The organism is Bacillus sp. ME78 (assembly GCF_903970865.1).
GTDB classification, from domain to species: Bacteria; Bacillota; Bacilli; order Bacillales; family Bacillaceae_G; genus Bacillus_A; species Bacillus_A cereus.
On record NZ_CAJCKK010000009.1, the window covers coordinates 20,593 to 42,747 of the forward strand.

Sequence of the window (22,155 nt, forward strand, 5' to 3'; positions counted from 1 at the left end):
CCTGCCGAGTAATTGGCAGGTTTTTTGTATGTTATTCGAATGAAAAGGAAGGAATAGGTAATTTATGTTAAAATGTAAAGAGAAACAAAACAGAGGAGAGCATGAGGAGCGTGCTATATGTTGGGGGATATATTAAAAGATAATAAATCAAACAAGGCTTTAAAGATTGGAACTAATATCGTACTTATCTTATTGATTATTGGTGCAATACAAATGTTTTATGATGAAGATTCTACGAATGATCATTTCGGTTGGTTATTTATGATGGTCTTTTTTGCAATTAAAATAATTTCTAGTTTTATGATAAGTTTAAAAAAGGAGATAAAAAGTCAGTATTTATTGATTTAGGTTGAGTGATTTTTTCTGTTCTTCTTTTGGTTGTTACTAGTGTGAAATATTTCTTTTGAAAAAGCTCATAGCCTTATAGAGGCTGTGAGCTTTTTGTCAGTGTTTAGGTTTTCTTAATAATAACGGTACTAACGATTTATAAAATGTTTGAGTAGTAGAAGTAAACTGAGTAGCCTCTTCTAAAAAAGGATAATGGTTGCTCTCCTCAAATGTCACAAAAGTAGAATCGCATATACCCTCATGTAACTCGATAGAATATTGAATAGGACACTGCACATCGTGTCTTCCGCACATAATTAGTGTTTTTGTTTTTATAGAAGGTAAATACTCCCTTAAATCAAATAACGGATATTCATTGGCGAAAGCGTTCATCCGGTTAGCGGACATTGTTTTTTTGATTGGTTTACAAAAATAAGAGTTGTAGTTTTCTGGTTTATACAATGATAATTTTGTTCTCTTAGTAGATAGTTCTTTCCATTCTTCGCTTGTAAGGTGAGGGCTTTTTAAGTTTTCGATGAGCTCTTGCATATATTGAAACTGTGGATGTGCTGGGTGATAAATGCAAAATGGTGTTTCGGTATAGTTACTTGCTGCAGCTCCTGCTACGACTAATGATTGTAAGGAATTTGGATATGTAATCGCATATAAAAGTCCAAGCATACCACCTGTTGAATGACCAGCGAAATGCCATGTTGGAAGTTGTAATGCTTCTCGTATTGCTTCTAAGTCGTGGATTGTTTCAATCATGCTTAATTCGTTTTCTGACTGGGCGGTTACAGAGCGACCAGTATCTCGTAAATTAATGAGAAATACACGATGCGTAGCAGTAAAAACATCCGCAAAGTAATCACCAGTTTCATTAAATTGTGAATAGTGATGTGTAATACAAAGCGATTCGCCATCTCCTTTTGTAAAGAGTTCAAATGTACCACGTTTCGTGTGGATCATTTGTCGTTTCCACATAATATCACTACCTTTTCTCATAAAAGTTGGGCCAGGCTGTTATGAAATGAAAATATATCGGCGCATTTCGAAATATATCAGCGATTATTAAAATATCTCGACTTACCGACAGAAACCGACAATAAATAAAAGGAGGCTATTCAAAAACGAGCCTCCTTTTCGTTTAGTACAAAGATTTTGTCATATTATTCCGAATGATTTCAAGGGATTTCGCTACAGTTAATGCGTTTTTTTCTTCAATTTCTGGTTTACGGGGGATAGGTTTATACATGTTGTCTGGATCTTCCCATGTGAGGGGAAGTTCTGTTTCTGCTTGTCCTTTCCAAGCTTCAATCCATTCTGGAGGGAGATAACCTGAGATGTTTTGGATGTTGTTCATTTCGAGCCAAATGAGTGCCCAAGCTCTTGGAACGACGCGCCAATGGTCATAGCCACCACCGCCGACAGCGATCCAGCGACCGTCGCAATATTCATTAGCAATTTCACGAGCGAGTTTCGGTATTTCGCGGTAAATATTCATTGTTGCACAAAGATGTGTAAGTGGGTCATAATAATGTGCGTCAGCACCATTTTGCGTTAAAATAATATCCGGTTTAAAGTATGCTGCAACTTCTTTTACAACAGTTCGATATGATTCTAAGAACGATTCATCTTCTGTAAAAGCATCGAGTGGAACGTTAAAAGAATAACTATAACCATTACCTTGTCCACGTTCGTTTACAGCACCAGTTCCAGGGAATAAATAGCGACCAGTTTCATGTAATGAAATGGTGCATACGTTAGGGTCATCATAAAATGACCACTGTACACCATCACCGTGATGAGCGTCTGTATCAATATATAGGACGCGTAAACCGTATTTCTTCTGAATATACTTCATTGCGATAGAACTGTCGTTATAAATACAAAAGCCAGATGCTTTACCACGGAAGCCATGATGTAAGCCGCCTCCTAAGTTAAGCGCGTGTTTTACTTTTCCGGAAAGAACAGCATCGACAGCTGTTAATGTACCACCAACGAGCAATGCGCTTGCTTCGTGCATATTTGGAAACATCGGTGTATCTTCTGTTCCAAGTCCATATGTCATCGCAATTGATTTTTCTAAATTTCCTTCTCCAGCACGTTTTACCGCATTTATGTACTCCTCTGTATGAACGTAGGCAATCTCTTCATCTGTAGCCATCCGTGGTGAGATGATTTGAGAGGGAGAGATGAAACCGCCCTTTTGTAATAAATCATACGTAAGTGTGACGCGCAGTTGGTTAAAAGGATGATCAGGGCTAAATGAATAGCCCCGAAAGTCATCCGAATAAATAAACGCGCTACTCATGCTTGCATCCCCATGATGTTCGGCCATAATACGCGATAGCCTTCTGCTTCAAGTGCATCAATCACTTTGAGAGGATTCATCGTTTGAATGCGGAAAACAAGTACTTTATCATTCTCATCTTTTGCTGGGTAGACGAGAACGCTCACGATATTTATTTGTAAATCACTAAAAATAGCAACGACTTTTCCAAGAATACCAGGTTCGTTTTTCACTTGAATTTCAATTTGCGAACTTGGTTGATGTGCTCCTGTTAATTTTACTAACGTGTGTAATACTGTAGATTCAGAAATGATTCCAACTAACTTACCAGCCTTTGTAACAGGAAGGCAGCCAATTTTATTTTCAAAAAATAAAGTAGCAATTTCCTCAACGAAATCGAGAGGATGGCAAGTCATTACAGGATGTTTCATAATAAGTTCAAGCGGTTGCTGTAGCATATCGAGTGAAACTTGTTCGTCTAGAATAGACGGACTTGCATCTCTTACATCCCGATCAGAAATAATGCCTACGACGTGATTATTTTGATCGACAATTGGAATGTGCCGAATTCCTTTCGTGCGAATCGTTCGGATTGCTGTTTCGATTGTATCGTTTGGATGTAGTGTAACTACATTTTGATTCATAATTTCTTCTACAATCATTCCAGTTGCCCCCTTTATTAATACATAAAACGATTGTGAAAACGTAGACGATCAAAAGCTTGAATAGAATCCGTATCAACGCGTTTACCGATGCGGACCATTAAACAGTTGGCGGGATGTGAACAAATTTCAGGATCGTCTGTAGCCATCCATTGTAACCCGCCGGCATTCATCATCTTTTCCATTACTTTTCGGTATTCCCACACATTCAATCCTGTTTGTTTCAAATCCCAGTGCCAATAATATTCAGTCGTCAATATAATGTAATCTTCCATATAATCGTCCATCATAGAAACCTCTAGTAAGTTCTTTCCGACAGAACTCCCGCGGAAGGCTGGGACTACTTCAATTGCCCCAAGCTCAATTAAGTTTTCCATTTTTCCTTCTGACCATCGTTCAAGTGGATCAGGATATAAATATGTAACATATCCAACAATCATTTGGTCATGTCTAGCAATAATGAGTCGAGCTTCTGGTAATTTAGAAATTTCGACAATTGCTTTATATTGCTGTTCAGCAGGACGAAATGCAACTAAATCTGGATGAAATTCATACATTTCAAGATTATGTGTAGAGACAGGACCTTCAATAATTAAAGTGCCTTTCGCTGTTTTTAAGTTTCTAGCATTGTATATTTTTTTATGAATCAATGTATTGCTCACCACCTTGAGGGTTTGTGAATCTATTAATATCGTACTTTATAATATATGCGATGTGAATCGAATTTTGTCATTAAAAATTTGTCTAAAAATCAACAAATATACTGAAAATTTTAAATAATATCATTATAATAGATAATAGAATACATAGGAGGGGGATGTAAAGTATGAAAGTAGAAACGCTTCCTGTCATTAAAGGAGAAAATAATTTGCCGAATTATGATGAGGCATACGCGAATTTTAACTGGGAAGAGGTTAATAAAAACTTTACTTGGAATGAAACAGGCCGAGTAAATATGGCGTATGAGGCAATTGATAAGCATGCGAAATCCGATCGAAAGAATAAAGTAGCTCTTTATTATCAAGATGGATCGCGAAAAGAGAAATATACATTTAAGGAAATGAAGGATTTTTCTAATAAAGCAGGGAATGTCCTGAAAAATTATGGCGATGTAGAAAAAGGCGATCGCGTTTTTATTTTTATGCCACGTTCTCCAGAGTTATATTTCGCACTTTTAGGTGCAGTGAAATTAGGAGCAATTGTTGGACCGTTATTTGAAGCATTTATGGAAGGTGCGGTTCGCGATCGTTTAGAAGATAGTGAAGCGAAGGTGTTAATTACAACGCCTGAGTTATTAGAGCGTGTACCATTAAATGATTTACCTGCTTTAAAAACAGTTTTCCTTGTTGGAGATAATGTAGAAGAAGGCGGTAAAACGGTAGCGTTCAATCCTTTATTTGAACAAGCTTCAAAAGAATTACATATTGAATGGTTAGGCCGTGAAGATGGTTTAATTCTTCACTATACGTCTGGTTCTACTGGTAAGCCAAAGGGTGTGCTTCATGCGCAAAATGCAATGGTTCAGCACTATCAAACGGCGAAATGGGTATTAGATTTAAAAGAAGATGACGTATATTGGTGCACAGCTGACCCGGGCTGGGTAACGGGAACTGCTTACGGTATTTTCGCACCGTGGTTAGTTGGAGCGTCAAATGTTATTTTAGGTGGACGCTTTAGTCCAGAAGCTTGGTATGAAGCACTGCAAGATTACGGTGTGACGGTTTGGTACAGCGCACCAACAGCGTTCCGTATGTTAATGGGAGCTGGACAAGACGCAATTAAAAAATACGACTTATCACAAGTTCGTCACGTATTAAGCGTTGGTGAGCCGTTAAATCCAGAAGTAATTCGCTGGGGTATGAATGCATTTGGACTTCGTATTCATGATACGTGGTGGATGACAGAAACAGGTGGACAAGTTATTTGTAACTACCCTTGTATGGAAATTCGCCCAGGCTCAATGGGTAAACCAATTCCAGGTGTGAAAGCAGCGATTGTTGATAATGAAGGAAATGAAGTTCCTCCATACACAATGGGTAACTTAGCAATTGCGAAAGGTTGGCCATCTATGATGCGCGGGATCTGGAATAACCAGCAAAAGTATGAATCTTATTTCATGCCGGGAGATTGGTACGTATCAGGTGACTCTGCCTATATGGATGAAGATGGATACTTCTGGTTCCAAGGACGTATTGACGATGTAATTATGACGTCAGGTGAGCGCGTTGGTCCGTTTGAAGTAGAAAGTAAATTAATCGAGCATGCTGCTGTTGCAGAAGCAGGTGTAATTGGTATTCCTGATCCAGTGCGCGGCGAAATTATTAAAGCATTTATCGCACTTCGAGTAGGATACGAACCATCTGATGAATTAAAAGAAGAAATTCGTCAATTTGTAAAGAAAGGCCTAGCAGCTCATGCAGCGCCAAGGCAAATTGAATTTAGAGATAAATTACCGAAAACGAGAAGTGGTAAAATTATGCGCCGCGTATTAAAAGCGTGGGAGTTAAATTTACCAACAGGTGACTTATCAACGATGGAAGATTAAGAGAGGAAGGTCTGAACGAAAAATGTTCAGGCCTTTTTTTATGTTATTATTAACTTATATATAAGTTAAAGGGGGGAGTATGATGAAAACAGAAAAAGAAAAGATGATACTAGGAGAAATGTACATACCGGCTGATCCAGTTTTAGTACAAGAAAGAGAGCAAGCACGTATATTAACGAGAAAATTAAATGATACGCCAGAAGAGCAATTGAAAGAGCGTAGCGAAATCGTAAAAGAATTATTTGGAACGACAGGAGATAATATTCATCTTGAATCTTCTTTTAGATGTGATTACGGTTATAACATTCACGTTGGCGAAAATTTTTACGCGAACTTTGACTGTACGATTTTAGACGTATGCCCGGTAACAATCGGAGTGAACTGTATGTTAGCTCCAGGTGTTCACATTTATACAGCAACACACCCGCTTGATCCAGTAGAGCGCATAAGCGGATCAGAATACGGAAAACCAGTTACAATTGGCGATAACGTATGGATTGGCGGAAGAGCAATTATTAATCCAGGTGTAACAATTGGAGACAATGCGGTGATCGCATCTGGTGCTGTCGTAACGAGAGATGTACCTAATAATGTAGTAGTTGGCGGGAATCCCGCAAAGATTATAAAAAAATTAAAATAATATTTGAACGAAGTGTCTTCCTCGTCTGTATACATTTGTGAAAGAATAGATGAGGGAGGCTTTTTTATGTCTAATAAATTACTTCTTGCTTTTGCTTTAATTGGAATTATAGTTGTATTTTCTTGTGGTCTTTTCTTACCGATACCAATTGGATATAGAGTATCAATGCTTACAGCTGGAGCTATAATGGGTGTTCTGTTTTCAATAATTATTCCATTTGATAGAAAACATATAGTACGGAAAAATGGATATAAAATTGATTTTACAAAAACAAAAGTGTATTTTCGCTGGAATGTATTTGATACTATTTCTGTCTGCCTTGCGTTGTATGCATGCATATGTGTGCAAGCGTTAAATATTTTAGTTGCAATGGGATTTACGATTCAAAACCCATATGTGCAATTTTTTACAAATCAATCACAATTGTGGATTTTTATTGCGATTGCATATTTAATTTCCCGTATTTCATTAACGTTAAAAGGAATAAAGGAGATCAAAAATCATGGCGCAGATTGGGATTGAGGAGGAGCTCATGCTTGCTTATCAAAGTGGAGATAAACAAGCGGGAGAAAGACTATATATTTTAATCAAACCAGCGCTATACACATTTTTATATCGATTTAACCGAGATGAACAATTAAGTATCGATCTTGTGCAAGATACGTTTTTGACGCTAGAGCGTAAGAAACATATGTATGAAATTGAAAAAGGTAAAATAAAAACGTATTTATTTCAAATTGGTTATCGTCTTATGATTAATAAATTGAATAGGAGAAAAAAGTGGCGTACGCTTTTGCCATTTTTAGTGCCGATTCCGGAAAAAGAATTTTCTCACGAAGATCGGCTCACAGTAAGAGAAGCAATTTTGAAAGTTCCAGAAGAGCAAAGAGCGGTCCTAATCCTTTCTTATTATCATGATATGCAGCAAAAAGAAATTGCAGAAATATTAAACATTCCGATTGGAACAGTGAAATCGAGACTTCATAATGGAATAAAGAAATTGAAACAATTGCTGGAGGTGGATGAAATTGAGCGAAAATCCCTTTAAGAGTGAATATAAGTTAAAGCAACATTTAGATAGTGATCATGTAGAAATACCAGACTTTCCAAAAACGGTAAGTCGATTCGATCGATTAATCGGGTTTCTTGGTTCCCCGGCGAAAGATCCTGTGGAGGCGACCATTGGAAATGATTTATCGGTTGTGTTTCATGTATCGTTGTTAGTTGGGGTTCCAATTCTTTCTCTTATTACGATACTCTTTATGGCGTTGTAAAGGATTGGAAAGAAGAGAAATTCCACCTCTATTTGACACGCCTATATAAATGATGGTATAAAGAAAAGTATATGAATAATTGAGCGTGGAAAGGGAGAAGTAGTGATCATTTCCCTGTTTTAGAGAGCTGATGGTCGGTGAAAATCAGCACATAGATGATCGCGAATTACGCCCCTAGAGCATCTTTTTTCGATTGAATTGTATTCAAAAGGGAAAAGACGGTGCTAAGCCGTTATGTAAATAAGGTGGTAGGCTTTTTTGCCTGCAACTAGGGTGGTAACGCGATAATCAAAATCGTCCCTTATTTGAAGGGGCGATTTTTTTATGTTTTCAACCTTCACGCCAGTAATGAACTTAAAGGAGAGTATGTAGGATATGGGTATTTTACAAGATCTTGAATTTCGCGGTCTAATTAATCAGCAAACAGATGCTGAGGGCCTTGAGCAATTATTAGAAAAAGAAAGCGTTAAATTATACTGTGGTTTCGATCCGACAGCAGATAGCTTACACATCGGTCATATGTTACCAGTATTAATGCTACGTCGGTTCCAATTAGCTGGTCACCAACCAATCGCACTTGTTGGTGGTGGTACTGGTATGATCGGTGACCCAAGTGGTAAAAAAGCAGAGCGTACATTAAATACGAAAGATACAGTTGCTTACTACACAGAAAGCATTAAAAACCAACTTTCAAACTTCTTAGAGTTCGAAAACGTGGACAACCCAGCAACAATGGCTAACAACTATGACTGGCTTGGTAACTTAGATGTAATTTCATTCTTACGCGATATCGGTAAAAACTTCGGTTTAAACTATATGTTAGCAAAAGATACAGTAGCATCTCGTTTAGAAACTGGTATTTCATTCACTGAGTTCAGTTACATGATTTTACAATCATACGACTTCTTAAACTTATACCAACACCATAATTGCCGTCTGCAAATCGGTGGTAGTGACCAATGGGGTAACATTACAGCTGGTCTTGAATTAATCCGTAAATCAGAGGAAGATGCGAAAGCATTCGGTTTAACAATTCCACTTGTTACAAAATCTGACGGTACGAAGTTTGGTAAAACAGAAGGTGGCGCAATTTGGTTAGACCCAGAGAAAACAACTCCTTACGAGTTCTACCAATTCTGGATTAACACAGATGACCGCGATGTTGTTAAATACTTAAAATACTTCACATTCTTATCTCATGAAGAAATTCTTGAGCTTGAAAAGCAAGTAGCTGAAGCGCCAGAAAAACGTGCAGCACAAAAAGCATTAGGTTCTGAAATGACAAAACTTGTTCACGGCGGAGAAGCATTAGAGCAAGCGATTAAAATCTCAGCTGCATTATTCAGCGGTTCTGTAGCAGAACTAACTGCAAGCGAAATCGAGCAAGGATTCAAAGACGTACCATCTGTAGAACGTACTGCAGAAGATACAGTATTAATCGACTTACTTGTAGAAAGCAAAATCTCTCCATCAAAACGTCAAGCACGTGAAGATGTAACGAACGGCGCAATCTACGTAAACGGTGAGCGTACACAAGCGTTAGACTACGTTGTAACAGAAAACGACCGCATCGAGGGTAAATTCACAATCATTCGCCGCGGTAAAAAGAAATATTTCTTAATTCGTTACTAATTAGAAACGAATATAAACAAATAATACCCCGAATTATAGGCTGAAAAGTTTATGATTGGGGGTTTTTTATGTATGGATTTAAATCGCCGGATCTTTTTTTGAAAATAGAATATAAAGAATTAATATGAGCATATAAAGTAAACTAACTAGCATAACGATAAATGCTGTTGGATAAAATTTTGCTGCATATATAAAGAAATCGATTTGATAAATATCTTGGTAATTTGAAACGGTGCCTTTGAAGTAATTCGTAAACTTAGCGCTATATTTCCATTCATCAGGATTATCTATTAAATTACTCCCTTGATACCAACTCATCAGTGCTGAAGTAATAAATAGCATAAATGAACTTCCGAGTTGAACCATTTGGTTTATTGTCAAAAAGAATCCACCTCCTATTTAATGGTTATTATAGCGTGCATTCATAGGCCTGTAACCTTTTTGTTGTAATCTCCTTTTCGAGTTCATACGGAAATCACATGTAAGCGGTATGATAAATGTATAACAACTAGAAAGGAGTGGTAAAACGAAATGTCACTAGAAGCGCTCATTATTTTTTCTTTGCTAAATGCGGGTCAGCTTGCAGAGAATTCGAAGGTGGATGTACATAAAGAGCAGAAAGATGCTTATGTATATGTTCAGAAAGAGGAAAATAAATAATTTTATTTTATATATAAACGAAAAAAGCCAATCCACAGGATTGGCTTTTTGTCATTAACGAGAGTAGAACTCTACGATTAATGCTTCGTTGATTTCAGCTGGTAACTCAGCACGCTCAGCGTGACGAGTGTAAGTAGCTTCTAATTTGTCAGCATCGAAAGTTAAGTATTCTGGTACGAAGTTGTTAACTTCGATCGCTTCTTTAACAACAACAAGGCTGTTAGATTTTTCGCGAACGCTGATAGTTTGACCAGGTTTTACACGGTAAGATGGGATATCTACGCGAGCGCCATCAACCATGATGTGACCGTGGTTTACTAATTGGCGAGCTGCACGACGAGTGCGAGCTAAGCCCATACGGTAAACTAAGTTGTCAAGACGAGCTTCAAGAAGGATCATGAAGTTTTCGCCGTGCTTACCAGGCATTTTACCTGCTTGGTCAAATGTGCGACGGAATTGACGCTCAGTCATGCCGTACATGTGACGAAGTTTTTGTTTCTCTTGTAATTGTAAACCGTATTCTGAAAGTTTCTTACGTTGGTTAGGACCGTGAGGACCTGGTGCGTAAGGGCGTTTTTCTAATTCTTTTCCTGTGCCGCTTAGAGAGATTCCAAGACGACGAGACAGTTTCCAAGCTGGACCTGTATAACGAGCCATAGTTGACTCCTCCTTTAAAAATGTTTTTATTTACGTAAAATAAAAACAGACGTAATCGATATTTACGGGCATTTTGTTTTCATGTACCTTCGCTCCAGCAGCAGGGAGTTACGAGATACACCTCCGTAGAGGAACAAAATACAAACGATAAACTCACATTACAAGGCTGCCTTTTTATTTTACACAAACGCTATTATATCTTTTACCCAGAGTTTCGTCAAGCGAGTACGTTTTTGTTTTATGCATATAAATTTTGGAAATTAATATAAGAAGGAATTTAAAACAATATAAAAGAAGAGATAGAAACACAAATAAAACGCTTACATAAAATGTAGTAAAAACGTTCATCAGTTTTTTACTGGTGAATATGCGGTAATAAAAACATAAAGGGGATGTTTTTATGAAAAAGAAGCATATGGAGACAGCGTTAATTCATCACGGTTATACACCTGAGGAACATAAAGGAAGTTTAACACCACCTTTATTTCAAACCTCTACGTTTACATTTGAGACTGCGCAGCAAGGAGAGGCGAGTTTTGCGGGAGTGGATCCATCTTATATTTACTCAAGGCTTGGAAATCCGACTGTGAAATTATTTGAAGAACGTATGGCGGTGTTAGAAGGAGGAGAAGAAGCACTTGCCTTCGGATCTGGTATGGCAGCTATTTCAGCAACTTTAATCGGTTTTTTAAAGGCTGGAGATCATATTATTTGTTCAAATGGATTATATGGGTGTACGTACGGTTTTTTAGAAGTGTTAGAAGAAAAATTTATGATTACGCATTCGTTTTGTGAGATGGAGACAGAGGTTGATATTGAAAATAAAATTCGTCCAAATACAAAGCTTATTTTCGTTGAAACACCGATTAATCCAACAATGAAATTAATCGATTTAAAACAAGTTATTCAGGTTGCGAAGCAAAATGGTTTACTTGTCATTGTTGATAATACGTTTTGTTCACCTTATTTACAAAGACCGCTTGAGCTTGGCTGTGACGCTGTTGTGCATAGTGCGACAAAATATATTGGTGGCCATGGTGACGTTGTAGCGGGTGTAACAATTTGTAAAACGAAAGCGTTAGTTGAAAAGATTCGCCCGATGCGAAAAGATATCGGCGGCATTATGGCGCCGTTTGATGCGTGGTTATTATTACGCGGGTTAAAGACGTTAGCGGTAAGAATGGATCGTCATTGTGATAATGCAGAAAAAATTGTATCGTTCTTAAGAAAACATGATGCGGTAGAAGGTGTTTGGTATCCAGAAGGGGAATTAGCATCTCGTCAAATGAAGCGCGGGGGCGGTGTTATTTCTTTTTCAGTAAAAGGCGGAAAAGAAGAGACGCAAGCATTTATTAATGACCTCCACTTTATTACAATTGCGGTGAGTTTAGGAGATACAGAAACGTTAATTCAGCATCCAGCAACGATGACGCACGCTGCGATTCCAGCTGAACTAAGAAAAGAAATGGGCATTTTCGATAATTTAATACGCTTATCGGTTGGTTTAGAATCTTGGGAGGATATCGTTTCTGATTTAGAGCAAGCATTAAAGAAAATATCTACTGTTAATCAATAAAAAAAGAGTGAGCTATCGGTTTTGTACAGGACGTACTAAATCGATAACTCGCTCTTTTCTTTTTACATATGTTTTAGGAGTGTTTCCACAAACTTTTCTAAATAGCGCTGATCTACTTCATCAAAACGATTTTTTTCAGGACTATCAATGTCAAGTACACCAATGACAGCTCCTTCTTTCACAATCGGTACAACGATTTCTGAATTAGAAGCACTATCGCAAGCGATGTGACCTGGGAATTGGTGAACGTCCGCTACAAGCTGCGTTGTTTTTGTTTCAGCTGCTACGCCGCAAACGCCTCGTCCAAATGGAATGCGTACGCAAGCAGGCATTCCTTGGAACGGTCCAAGGACAAGCTGATTTCCTTCTGTTACGTAAAAGCCAACCCAATTAACGCGATCTAAAAATTGGTTTAATAATGCGGACGCATTTGATAAGTTTGCGACTACGTTTGATTCGCCAGTTAATAACGCATCCAGTTGTTTAATTACTGTCTCATATTGCTGCACGCGAGATCCTGCATAACTTTCTTTAGTAAACATGGAAACAGCTCCTTTTTTATCGAGATGTGTAAAATATTAGCAAAATACGATGTATTTCACATGACTTTGTCGATAGAAAATTAAAGGAATTTGTCTTAAAAGTCAAGAAATTTAAACTATAGCTGTTCATTGAGAGGAAGTGAGCGCATGAAGCAGACGAAACAAAAAGTAATTGATGCGGCAATATCGTTGTTTAATACGAAAGGTTATGATGGAACGTCGGTGCGAGACATTGCAAAGCGAGCGGATGTGAATGTAGCGAATATTTCATATTATTTTGCTGGGAAGCAAGGTTTATTAGAACAGCTTATTACTGATTTTTTAGAAGGGTATATTCATGTGATTGAAATTTCGTTTGAACAGAGAGAATATTTGTCGGCTAAAGATGTGATGGTGCAAATGGTGCGTGGGATGTTACGATATCAATTTGAAAATAGAGAACTAACACGTTTCTTCTACCGAGAGCTTTCACTTGATACGACATTAATTCGTGAAGTGATGACCGTTTATTTTTCTAAAGAAAGATATTATATAGAGCAAATTATTAGACAAGGACAAATGAAACAAGAATTTCAGAAAATATCATTTACAATGTTTATGACGCAATTAAAAGGTATGATAAATATGCCGTTTTTATATCCACAATATATATCAGAAGTACTGCATTCTTTCCCGTCTGAGACATTTTTCATAGAAATGTACACGAAAGAGATTGAGCAATGGATGGAACAAGCATTATGTAAAGCGAATATGTACCATGAATGGCCAAGAGCTGTTCATATGTGAAGAATCCCCACCTAACGAACTGAGGTGGGGATTTTTATGTTTACTTTTCTTTGCCATAAATTGTTACATAATAGCGCGATAATTGTTAATGCAGCTCCAGCGATTTCAATTTTATCGACTGTATAACCTCGAAACATAGAACCGATCAGGGCAAGGATAGGAACTAAATTCATAAATAATATGCCGTTAATAGATGAAATATAGCGATTGCCCATATTCCAGCAAAATACAGCGATAACTCCTGCGATAATCGACATATAAAGGAGCTCAAAACGAACGCTCACAACTGTACGCAGTGACGGCATAGTAACTATATTTGTGTACGTTAAGAAAGTAACAATAACGATGAGTGAAATTGAGCCAAATAAACAAGTTAATGTCGTATATCGAAGTGGTGACCAAGATTGAAAACGAGCACCCCCGTTTGTATAAATGACCCAGCAAGTAACACCGCATAGCATTAATATATTTGTCGATAAGTGACTTGCAGCTCCAAATAATAAGTGAATATTTCCTTTTGAAATGACAAGCATAACACCGAGTAATGCAACGAACATACAAAGAAATGTGTAGTTTTGAGGGCGACGATTTTTCGTTATCCATTGCAGTGATAAGGCGATTAGAGGCATAAGGGACTGAATCATAGCTGCATGAATTGCTCCAGAAGGCCCGGCAAGTTGTTGTCCGTAGAAAACGAGAAAACCATATCCTGCGAAACCGACTGTCCCGTAAAAGAACAGAGAAAGTGTTCTTTTTTCTAAGCGGAGTGAAGTCTTCCCTTCAGTAATTAATAGCAAAATAAGAAAAATAATAGCTGCTGATCCATAGCGAATCGTTGTGAAGAAGAACGGATCGATAAATTGCAGGGCATTTGCCATTACAGGAAACATAAATCCCCAGGCAGTTACGGCGAGTAAGCATAGAAAGGATCCGAGTAGCATTTGTTTTTTGTTCAAGAGTATCTTTCCCCTTTACATTTCGTTATAGTAAGTTGATGAAATAAGTATAAAGAGTAATTGTTTATAGGAGGAAATATCGATTTCTTATAACGGTTATAACTTTTTGTTAGAGGTGTGTACGATGGATTTGGAGGCAGTACGATCGTTTATCGAAGTGAAGCATACGCGAAGTTTATCAAAGGCAAGTAAGATTTTACATATATCTCAACCAGCGCTTAGTAAGCAAATTCAAAAGTTAGAAGCGGATTTAGGGGTTACTTTACTTAAGCGTTCTGCGCAAGGAGTGGAGTTAACGGAGGCAGGAGAGTTATTTATAAAAAGAATGCTACCGATTTTGGAACAAATAAATGAAGTGAAAACAGAAATGAGGAGGTATCAAGAGAACCGAAAGTTTTCAATTGGTATACTACCGAGTTTAGCAGAGCATTACATATTAGAGTGTAAAGATGTATTAGGTGATGAGTTCGAAGTAGAGTGGCAAATCGGACATACGGAAGTATTAAGAGATTTATTTAAAGCGCGGGAGATTGACGCGATGTTCATCGATTCAGTAGTAGAAGGTGCTACGTATATAAAAGAAGTGCAACAAGAGAAAATTGTTTGTGCCATTTCAAATAATCATCCGTATAAAGAGAAGAAAGTCATTCAAATAGAAGAGCTGCAAAATGAAAAATTAATTGTATATCCAGAAATATGCGATGTAAGGAAAATGATTATGAACATGTTTCATGAGATAGGTGTAAAACCAACTATAGCTGTGGAAACATCTTACGCAGAACCGATGCTTGCAATGGTAAAAGCTGGCCTTGGCATCACTTTACTTCCAGAAAGGGCAGTAGAGCAGTCTGTAAGGCAGGGAAATGTACATGGAATTTCTGTTGAACCACCACTTATGCGGAAAATTTATTTCGTATCTCATACGAAAGATTGTTTGTTATTACAATCATTTGAGGATAGGTAGTGAGGTAGGCGGAATATTGAGAAAGATTACAATCGCATTGAAAGAAACATGAAATTTTAAAAAAAACTAGGTCAAAAACAAGCCATTACATGGTATGATTAGTACATTGTTAGTTGTTAAATATAGGGGAATTCCCTTTTTATACATAATGCCTTCCATTTCATAAACGGAACGGACAAAAAAAGAGATATAACTAGGAGGCTTTTTTGCATGGATTCTATCCTGACGATCGTTATCATTGTAGTAAGCTCTATTCTAGTGCTGCTCATGATAGAGCTTGTGATAAGAAATCGTTCATATAAAGATATTGAAGCACTGGAGCAGTGGAAACAAGAGATAAAAGATAAACCTGTGGCAGATGAACTAAAACGGGTAAAAGATTTAAACATGACGGGTCAAACAGAAGAACTGTTTGGTAAATGGCGTGAAGAATGGGATGAAATTGTATCAACAACCCTTCCGAAAGCTGACAAAGATTTAGCGCAAGCGCGAAAATTCGCCTCGCAATTCTCCTTCCGAAAAGCAAAGCATGCGATGAACGAATCCATAAGTGGTTTAGATGACGCTGATAATCGTATTACAGGTGTTTTAAATGAATTACAGCAATTGTTAGAAAGCCATGAGAAAAATAGCTCGGAAATTGAAGGGTTACGTGATACATATCGTAGTATGAAAAAGAGTGTTCTTGCTCATAGACATATGTATGGAGCAGCAGAGCAGAAAATCGAAGAGATGCTAGACGCTGAATCTAATAAATTTAAAAGCTTTGAAGAAGCAACAGATAATGGTGACTACTTAAAAGCGAGAGAAATTGTTATTAGTTTAGAAGAAGGTTTAGCAAGTTTAGAAATCATTATTCACCAAATTCCAGATTTATTAGTAGAGTGTCAAGCGACGTTACCAGTTCAACTGGAAGATTTATTACAGGGTCATAATGATATGGTAAGACAAGGTTATGTATTAGAGTATTTGGAAATCCCTAAAGAAGTTCGTGATATGACGACACAACTAAACACATGTTTAATGGATATACAGGAGCTTCATATAACAGAAGCGGCTGAAAAAGTGGAAGACTTAAAAACTCGTTTAGATGGTTTCTATGATCAACTTGAGCAAGAGGTGCATGCGAGACATTATGTGGAGCAAAAAACACTTTCTGTTTATGAAGACTTAGAAGAAATACGTATCGAAACGATTGAAACGAAAACAGAAACACAACTTGTGAAACAAAGCTATCAATTGCAAGATAAGGATATTGAATCTCAAAAAGTAATTGAAAAGCAAATGCACATTTTAACGAAACGTTTTGAAATGCTACAATTACGCGTTGCTGAACAAGATATTGCCTTCTCTATTATTCGTGAGGAACTAGAAGAGGTTTATGAGCAATGTGAAACGTTAAAAGTACTTCATGCAGAATATAAAGAAATGCTGCAAACGATGCGTAAAGAAGAATTTGAAGCGCGTGAGAAGTTACAAGAAATGCGAAATACTATTTTCGAAACGAAACGCTTTATGCAAAAGTCGAATTTGCCAGGTCTTCCAGAGAGTATTATGGAAGATTTAAAAAGAGGGCAAATGGCAATGCAAGCTGTATATGAACAATTAGAAGTGAAGCCGTTAAATATGAACGCTGTAAATAGCAGTTTAGAAGAAGCATACACAACTGTGAACGGTGTAGCTGAAATGACAGAAGAGTTAATTGGACAAGCGTATTTAGTTGAAAAATTAATTCAATACGGTAACCGTTACCGCAGTCATGATGAAAGCCTTGCAGAAAGCTTAAATTATGCGGAGAAATTATTCCGTGAATATCAATACGATGCAGCTTTAGAACAAGCCGCTTCTGTACTAGAGCAACTTGAACCTGGTGTTGTTCAAAAAATAGCTGAATATGTAGACAATGAACAAACCCTTTCATAAAAGGGTTTGTTTTTTTGTGTAATTTTGCAGGCGATGTTGCTATAATGAATAGCGGAATACAGTAAGGTTATTCGTTTCAAAATAAAGTGAAACTGTAATCAGTGGGGGTATCTCACTAATTATTATTCACTAATCGGGATAAAACGGAACCTTTGCGTAGTCTTAGCGTAATGACACGTATTTATGATATGATTATATGATGTGATAGCGCTGAAAGGGGAAGAACGATGATCTATTTTGATAATAGTGCGACGACGAAGCCATATCCAGAAGCTCTTCAATCGTACGTGACGGTTGCTGGGAAATATTTTGGTAATCCTTCTTCTATTCATTCGCTTGGAGGAGAGGCAGAGCGTCTATTAACACAATCAAGAACGATTGCAGCGCAGCTTCTTCACGTTAAACCTTCTGAAATTATTTTCACATCAGGTGGAACGGAAGGGAACAACCTTGCGATTAAAGGGATAGCGATGAGGAATCGTTCGCGCGGCAAACATATCATTACAACAAATATTGAACACGCGTCTGTGTTTGAGGCATATAAGCAATTAGAAGAACTCGGATTTGATGTAACATATTTACCGGTTAACGAGCATGGTGTTGTATCGGTAGAGGATGTAAAACGAGCACTTCGTGAAGATACGATTCTTGTATCAATTATTCATGTGAACAACGAAACTGGAGCAATTCAGCCCGTTGCTGAAATTGGAACGTTATTATCGAATCATCCGAAAATAAGATTCCATGTAGATCATGTACAAGGGATAGGAAAAGTACCGCTTGATTTATATGCTTCTCATATTGATCTTTGCTCAATATCTGGACATAAATTCCACAGTGTAAAAGGAACGGGTCTTCTTTATATACGTGATGGTGTAAGATTAAATCCGATTTTATCAGGTGGTCAACAAGAGCTTAAGTATCGCTCTGGTACAGAGAATTTACCTGGCATTGTAGCGATGGTGAAAGCTCTTCGCATGACAATGGAACAAGTGAAAGAAAAGGTAGCTCATTTGCAAAGTTTACAAGCAGAGCTTGTCAGCTTCTTTAAAGAGATGGAAGATGTGACAATTAATACATCGCTTGCATATGCAGCACCGCACATTTTAAATGTATCATTTGTTGGTTTAAAACCAGAAGTAGTCGTTCATGCTTTAGAAGAGCACGGTGTATATGTATCGACGAAGTCTGCTTGTTCTTCAAAAGCAAATGAAGTGAGCAGAGTGTTAGTGTCAATGGGAGTGCCGCATGCAGCAGCTGCAAGTGCTATTCGTATTAGTTTGGCACCAGACAACACGATGGAAGAAGTAAAACAATTTGAAGGTATTGTAAAAGAGACGATGCCAAAATTATATGAAGTGATGAGGTAAAGAAATATGATGACATATGAATATATTTTAGTGCGTTACGGAGAAATGACGACAAAAGGTAAAAACCGTTCTAAATTTGTAAGCACATTAAAAGATAACGTGAAGTTCAAACTGAAAAAGTTCCCAAATATTAAAATTGATGCAACGCATGACCGTATGTACATCCAGTTAAATGGTGAAGATCATGAAGCAATCTCTGAAAGATTGAAAGACGTATTTGGTATTCATAAGTTTAACTTAGCGATGAAAGTACCATCAGAATTAGAAGATATTAAAAAAGGTGCATTAGCAGCTTTCTTACAAGTAAAAGATGATGTGAAAACATTTAAAATTACAGTGCACCGTTCTGATAAGCGCTTCCCAATGAAGACGATGGAGTTACTTCCAGAAATCGGTGGGCACATTTTAGAAAATACAGAGGATATCACAGTAGACGTCCATAATCCAGATGTGAATGTACGTGTAGAAATTCGCAGTGGTTACAGCTATATTATGTGTGGTGAGCATATGGGAGCTGGCGGTTTACCAGTTGGCGTTGGCGGAAAAGTAATGGTACTTCTTTCTGGTGGTATTGATAGCCCAGTAGCAGCGTACTTAACGATGAAACGCGGCGTATCTGTGGAAGCAGTTCACTTCCATAGCCCACCTTTCACAAGTGAGCGTGCAAAACAAAAAGTAATCGATTTAGCACAAGAGTTAACGAAATACTGTAAACGTGTAACGCTTCACCTTATTCCGTTTACAGAAGTGCAAAAAACGATTAATAAAGAAATTCCATCTAGCTATTCAATGACGGTTATGCGCCGTATGATGATGCGTATTACAGAGCAGATTGCTGAGGAGCGTAACGCACTTGCAATCACAACTGGTGAAAGTCTTGGACAAGTAGCAAGCCAAACATTAGATAGCATGCATACGATTAACGAAGTAACAAACTACCCAGTTATTCGTCCGCTTATTACGATGGATAAATTAGAAATTATTAAAATTGCTGAAGAAATCGGCACGTATGATATTTCAATTCGTCCATACGAAGATTGCTGTACAGTATTCACACCAGCTAGCCCGGCGACGAAGCCGAAGCGTGAAAAAGCAAATCGATTTGAAGCGAAATACGATTTCACACCGTTAATCGAACAAGCTGTAGCGAACAAAGAAACAATGGTATTACAAACAGTTGAAGTAGTGGAGGAAGAAGAAAAATTCGAAGAACTTTTCTAAAACCATAAATTACCATATCTAAAATGTGTATGAAGTCATGTTATTTATCACACTCTATACTCACAAGGAGGTGATATAACATGGCACGTAGCACAAATAAATTAGCGGTTCCTGGTGCTGAATCAGCATTAGACCAAATGAAATACGAAATCGCTCAAGAGTTTGGTGTTCAACTTGGAGCGGATGCAACATCTCGCGCTAACGGTTCTGTTGGTGGCGAAATTACAAAACGTCTAGTTTCACTAGCTGAGCAACAATTAGGCGGTTTCCAAAAATAATCCCATATACGATGGCTTAGAAAGGGCGGGTTTTCCCGCTCTTTCTTTTTGTTGTTCAAATTAGTATAAATTCATTTCGACAAAAGCATAAAAAAATTGTCAAAAGAAGAGGGTTCAAAATTTACTGAAAATTCTTTATTATATAAGGGAGGCATAAAGAAAAAGGAGGATGTTTATGAAGAGAGAGGAATTGTTGGCACCACCATCTTATAATTTAGTTTCAGAAATAGAGAAATATACAGACGATAAAGAGAAGCTTGCTTTAATTTGGCAAGATGATAAAGGGAATAGACGAGAAGTTACATATTTTGAATTAATGCAAGGTGCAAATAAAATTGGAAACGCTTTTATAAAAAGTGGCTTACAAAAAGGGGACAAGCTCCTTATTATGATGCCGCGCTTAATTGAAGCATACATGACGTATATCGCTGCGATTAAAGCAGGATTTGTTGTAATTCCGAGTTCGGAAATGTTGCGTAAAAAAGATATCGAATATCGAATTGGACATGGCGAAGTAAAAGCGATAGTAAGCTATGAGCCGTACATTGGACAGTTTGATGATATAGAAGCAATGGAATCTCTTCAAAAATTCGTCCTGAGCGAGCAGTCAGTAGACGGATGGATCAATTTAAAAACAGCATTAGAAACAGAAAGTGACATGTTAGAAATGGCGAAAACAGATAAAGAAGATATGGTCTTTTTATCTTACACGTCAGGGACGACAGGAAACCCGAAAGGTGTCGTTCATACGCACGCGTGGGCATACGCTCATTTACGTACAAGCGCCCCAAATTGGCTCGGAATTGAAGAGAATGATGTTGTATGGGCAACGGCTAGTCCAGGGTGGCAAAAGTGGATTTGGAGCCCGTTTTTAGCAACTCTCGGTTCAGGGGCAACAGGATTTGTGTACAACGGCAAGTTTGAACCGAAAACGTATTTAAATTTATTAGGCGATAATAAGGTGAATGTGCTTTGTTGTACACCGACTGAGTATAGATTAATGGCAAAGGTAGAAGATTTAAGCGAGTACAATTTAGAGGCGTTACATAGCGCTGTATCCGCAGGTGAGCCGTTAAATAGAGAAGTCATTGGAACATTCCAAAAGCACTTTGATATTACAGTAAGAGACGGCTATGGGCAAACGGAAAATACACTACTTGTTGGTGTAATGAAAGGGATGGATATTAGACCAGGATCAATGGGGAAACCAACGCCAGGTAACCACGTCGATATCGTAAATGAGGAAGGTATTCCAGTTAAAGTAGGCGAAGTTGGTGATATTGCAGTTCACATTGAAACGCCGGCACTCTTTAAACAATATTATAAAGACGATGAGCGTACAGCGATGCAATTCCGCGGTGATTATTATATTACAGGTGATAAAGCGAAGAAAGATGAAGACGGCTACTTCTGGTTTGAAGGGCGCGGTGATGATATCATTATTAGCTCTGGTTATACAATCGGGCCGTTTGAAGTAGAGGATGCGCTTGTAAAACATCCTTACGTAAGAGAATGTGCGGTTGTCGCAAGTCCTGATGAAATTCGCGGAAGTGTCGTGAAGGCATTTATCGTATTAAGAGAGAATATAGAAAAGAACGAAGAAATATTAATTCCAACACTCCAACAACACGTCAAAGAACTCACTGCACCATATAAATACCCTCGCAAAATTGAATTTGTAGATGAACTACCAAAAACGATTTCTGGAAAAATTCGCCGTATTGAACTTAGAAAAAAAGAGATGGAGATTCCGTCAAAATAATTTTGAAAACAGTGAAGTAAATAGTTGAATGAAATGCAAAACAATGATAATATAAAAACGAACACAAGTTCGATTTTATAAATTTAA

23 protein-coding genes, 1 pseudogene and 1 other annotated feature are annotated in these 22,155 nt (G+C 37.6%); of the genes and pseudogenes, 16 read left to right on the forward strand and 8 right to left on the reverse strand.

All coding sequences use genetic code 11. The annotated features are described in order from the left end of the window. The first annotated feature begins 120 nt into the window (after nucleotides 1–120). A pseudogene (locus tag H6481_RS12445) lies at nucleotides 121–353 on the forward strand (hypothetical protein). Nucleotides 354–444: 91 nt separating this feature from the next. On the opposite strand, the gene H6481_RS12450 reads toward H6481_RS12445, so the two are convergent. From H6481_RS12450 to acuA, 4 genes are all read right to left on the reverse strand, one after another. After that, on the reverse strand, nucleotides 445–1,311 hold the full coding sequence (locus H6481_RS12450; RefSeq protein ID WP_182811903.1) for an alpha/beta hydrolase: 867 nt from the start codon (nucleotides 1,309–1,311) through the stop codon (nucleotides 445–447). Between the two features lie 163 nt (nucleotides 1,312–1,474). After that, on the reverse strand, nucleotides 1,475–2,641 hold the full coding sequence (gene acuC / locus H6481_RS12455) for an acetoin utilization protein AcuC (RefSeq protein WP_000092829.1): 1,167 nt from the start codon (nucleotides 2,639–2,641) through the stop codon (nucleotides 1,475–1,477). After that, a complete protein-coding gene (locus H6481_RS12460) occupies nucleotides 2,638–3,282 on the reverse strand; it encodes an acetoin utilization AcuB family protein (RefSeq protein ID WP_000634583.1) in 645 nt (214 codons plus the stop codon). Before H6481_RS12460 ends, acuC begins: the two co-directional genes overlap by 4 nt. A gap of 17 nt (nucleotides 3,283–3,299) precedes the next feature. Beyond that, nucleotides 3,300–3,932: an acetoin utilization protein acetyltransferase AcuA gene (acuA, locus tag H6481_RS12465; protein WP_000581393.1), complete on the reverse strand. Its 633-nt coding sequence runs from the start codon at nucleotides 3,930–3,932 to the stop codon at nucleotides 3,300–3,302. A 176-nt stretch (nucleotides 3,933–4,108) separates the two neighbouring features. On the opposite strand from acuA, the gene acsA reads away from it, so the two are divergent. The 6 genes from acsA to tyrS all read left to right on the forward strand — a co-directional run bounded on the left by acsA (nucleotide 4,109) and on the right by tyrS (nucleotide 9,373). Next, nucleotides 4,109–5,827, forward strand: coding sequence for an acetate--CoA ligase (gene acsA, locus H6481_RS12470; protein WP_182811906.1), 1,719 nt, complete (start codon nucleotides 4,109–4,111; stop codon nucleotides 5,825–5,827). Nucleotides 5,828–5,906: 79 nt separating this feature from the next. Next, nucleotides 5,907–6,467, forward strand: a complete 561-nt coding sequence (locus tag H6481_RS12475) for a maltose acetyltransferase domain-containing protein (RefSeq protein ID WP_043924715.1) — start codon at nucleotides 5,907–5,909, stop codon at nucleotides 6,465–6,467. A 66-nt stretch (nucleotides 6,468–6,533) separates the two neighbouring features. Further along, the gene (locus H6481_RS12480; protein ID WP_000066427.1) at nucleotides 6,534–6,989 is read left to right on the forward strand and encodes a hypothetical protein; all 456 of its coding nucleotides are present in this window, start codon (nucleotides 6,534–6,536) and stop codon (nucleotides 6,987–6,989) included. Further along, nucleotides 6,970–7,515 carry a sigma-70 family RNA polymerase sigma factor gene (locus H6481_RS12485; RefSeq protein WP_000057198.1) on the forward strand — a complete coding sequence of 182 codons (546 nt, stop codon included), beginning with the start codon at nucleotides 6,970–6,972 and terminating at the stop codon, nucleotides 7,513–7,515. The genes H6481_RS12480 and H6481_RS12485 overlap by 20 nt, the downstream gene beginning before the upstream one ends. Next, a complete protein-coding gene (locus H6481_RS12490) occupies nucleotides 7,496–7,741 on the forward strand; it encodes a hypothetical protein (protein ID WP_001293782.1) in 246 nt (81 codons plus the stop codon). Before H6481_RS12485 ends, H6481_RS12490 begins: the two co-directional genes overlap by 20 nt. A 77-nt stretch (nucleotides 7,742–7,818) precedes the next feature. Beyond that, nucleotides 7,819–8,046 (forward strand) — a binding site (T-box leader). 70 nt (nucleotides 8,047–8,116) lie between these two features. After that, complete coding sequence (gene tyrS, locus H6481_RS12495) at nucleotides 8,117–9,373, forward strand: tyrosine--tRNA ligase (RefSeq protein ID WP_182811908.1); 1,257 nt, start codon at nucleotides 8,117–8,119, stop codon at nucleotides 9,371–9,373. Nucleotides 9,374–9,451: 78 nt separating this feature from the next. On the opposite strand, the gene H6481_RS12500 is transcribed toward tyrS, so the two are convergent. Continuing rightward, nucleotides 9,452–9,739 (reverse strand): YjdJ family protein, encoded by a 288-nt coding sequence (locus tag H6481_RS12500; protein ID WP_002198228.1) that lies wholly within the window; start codon nucleotides 9,737–9,739, stop codon nucleotides 9,452–9,454. Between the two features lie 165 nt (nucleotides 9,740–9,904). Between H6481_RS12500 and H6481_RS12505 the strand changes: the two genes are divergently transcribed. Beyond that, nucleotides 9,905–10,033 (forward strand): hypothetical protein, encoded by a 129-nt coding sequence (locus H6481_RS12505; protein WP_000050944.1) that lies wholly within the window; start codon nucleotides 9,905–9,907, stop codon nucleotides 10,031–10,033. Between the two features lie 54 nt (nucleotides 10,034–10,087). On the opposite strand, the gene rpsD is transcribed toward H6481_RS12505, so the two are convergent. Continuing rightward, entirely contained in the window at nucleotides 10,088–10,690 is a 603-nt protein-coding gene (gene rpsD / locus H6481_RS12510) for a 30S ribosomal protein S4 (RefSeq protein ID WP_000135315.1), read from the reverse strand. A 400-nt stretch (nucleotides 10,691–11,090) separates the two neighbouring features. Here rpsD and megL point away from each other — a divergent pair, with 400 nt between their 5' ends. Next, complete coding sequence (megL, locus tag H6481_RS12515) at nucleotides 11,091–12,266, forward strand: methionine gamma-lyase (protein ID WP_182811911.1); 1,176 nt, start codon at nucleotides 11,091–11,093, stop codon at nucleotides 12,264–12,266. A 62-nt stretch (nucleotides 12,267–12,328) separates the two neighbouring features. Here the strand turns inward: megL and H6481_RS12520 are convergent, their stop codons facing one another. After that, entirely contained in the window at nucleotides 12,329–12,808 is a 480-nt protein-coding gene (locus H6481_RS12520) for a GAF domain-containing protein (RefSeq protein ID WP_000494340.1), read from the reverse strand. Between the two features lie 147 nt (nucleotides 12,809–12,955). Between H6481_RS12520 and refZ the strand changes: the two genes are divergently transcribed. Then, the gene (gene refZ, locus H6481_RS12525; RefSeq protein ID WP_182811913.1) at nucleotides 12,956–13,594 is read left to right on the forward strand and encodes a forespore capture DNA-binding protein RefZ; all 639 of its coding nucleotides are present in this window, start codon (nucleotides 12,956–12,958) and stop codon (nucleotides 13,592–13,594) included. Between the two features lie 11 nt (nucleotides 13,595–13,605). Here the strand turns inward: refZ and H6481_RS12530 are convergent, their stop codons facing one another. Next, nucleotides 13,606–14,550, reverse strand: a complete 945-nt coding sequence (locus H6481_RS12530) for a DMT family transporter (protein ID WP_063548774.1) — start codon at nucleotides 14,548–14,550, stop codon at nucleotides 13,606–13,608. Nucleotides 14,551–14,674: 124 nt separating this feature from the next. On the opposite strand from H6481_RS12530, the gene H6481_RS12535 reads away from it, so the two are divergent. The 6 genes from H6481_RS12535 to H6481_RS12560 all read left to right on the forward strand — a co-directional run bounded on the left by H6481_RS12535 (nucleotide 14,675) and on the right by H6481_RS12560 (nucleotide 22,068). Then, nucleotides 14,675–15,514 (forward strand): LysR family transcriptional regulator, encoded by an 840-nt coding sequence (locus tag H6481_RS12535; RefSeq protein WP_023523182.1) that lies wholly within the window; start codon nucleotides 14,675–14,677, stop codon nucleotides 15,512–15,514. Nucleotides 15,515–15,724: 210 nt separating this feature from the next. Next, a complete protein-coding gene (ezrA, locus tag H6481_RS12540) occupies nucleotides 15,725–17,437 on the forward strand; it encodes a septation ring formation regulator EzrA (RefSeq protein ID WP_000377317.1) in 1,713 nt (570 codons plus the stop codon). 227 nt (nucleotides 17,438–17,664) lie between these two features. Further along, complete coding sequence (locus H6481_RS12545; RefSeq protein WP_182811916.1) at nucleotides 17,665–18,807, forward strand: cysteine desulfurase family protein; 1,143 nt, start codon at nucleotides 17,665–17,667, stop codon at nucleotides 18,805–18,807. Nucleotides 18,808–18,813: 6 nt separating this feature from the next. Further along, a complete protein-coding gene (gene thiI, locus H6481_RS12550) occupies nucleotides 18,814–20,028 on the forward strand; it encodes a tRNA uracil 4-sulfurtransferase ThiI (RefSeq protein WP_182811919.1) in 1,215 nt (404 codons plus the stop codon). Between the two features lie 80 nt (nucleotides 20,029–20,108). Beyond that, entirely contained in the window at nucleotides 20,109–20,306 is a 198-nt protein-coding gene (locus H6481_RS12555; protein ID WP_000124490.1) for an alpha/beta-type small acid-soluble spore protein, read from the forward strand. Between the two features lie 175 nt (nucleotides 20,307–20,481). Next, entirely contained in the window at nucleotides 20,482–22,068 is a 1,587-nt protein-coding gene (locus tag H6481_RS12560; protein ID WP_182811921.1) for an acyl--CoA ligase, read from the forward strand. The last annotated feature ends 87 nt before the right edge of the window (nucleotides 22,069–22,155 follow it).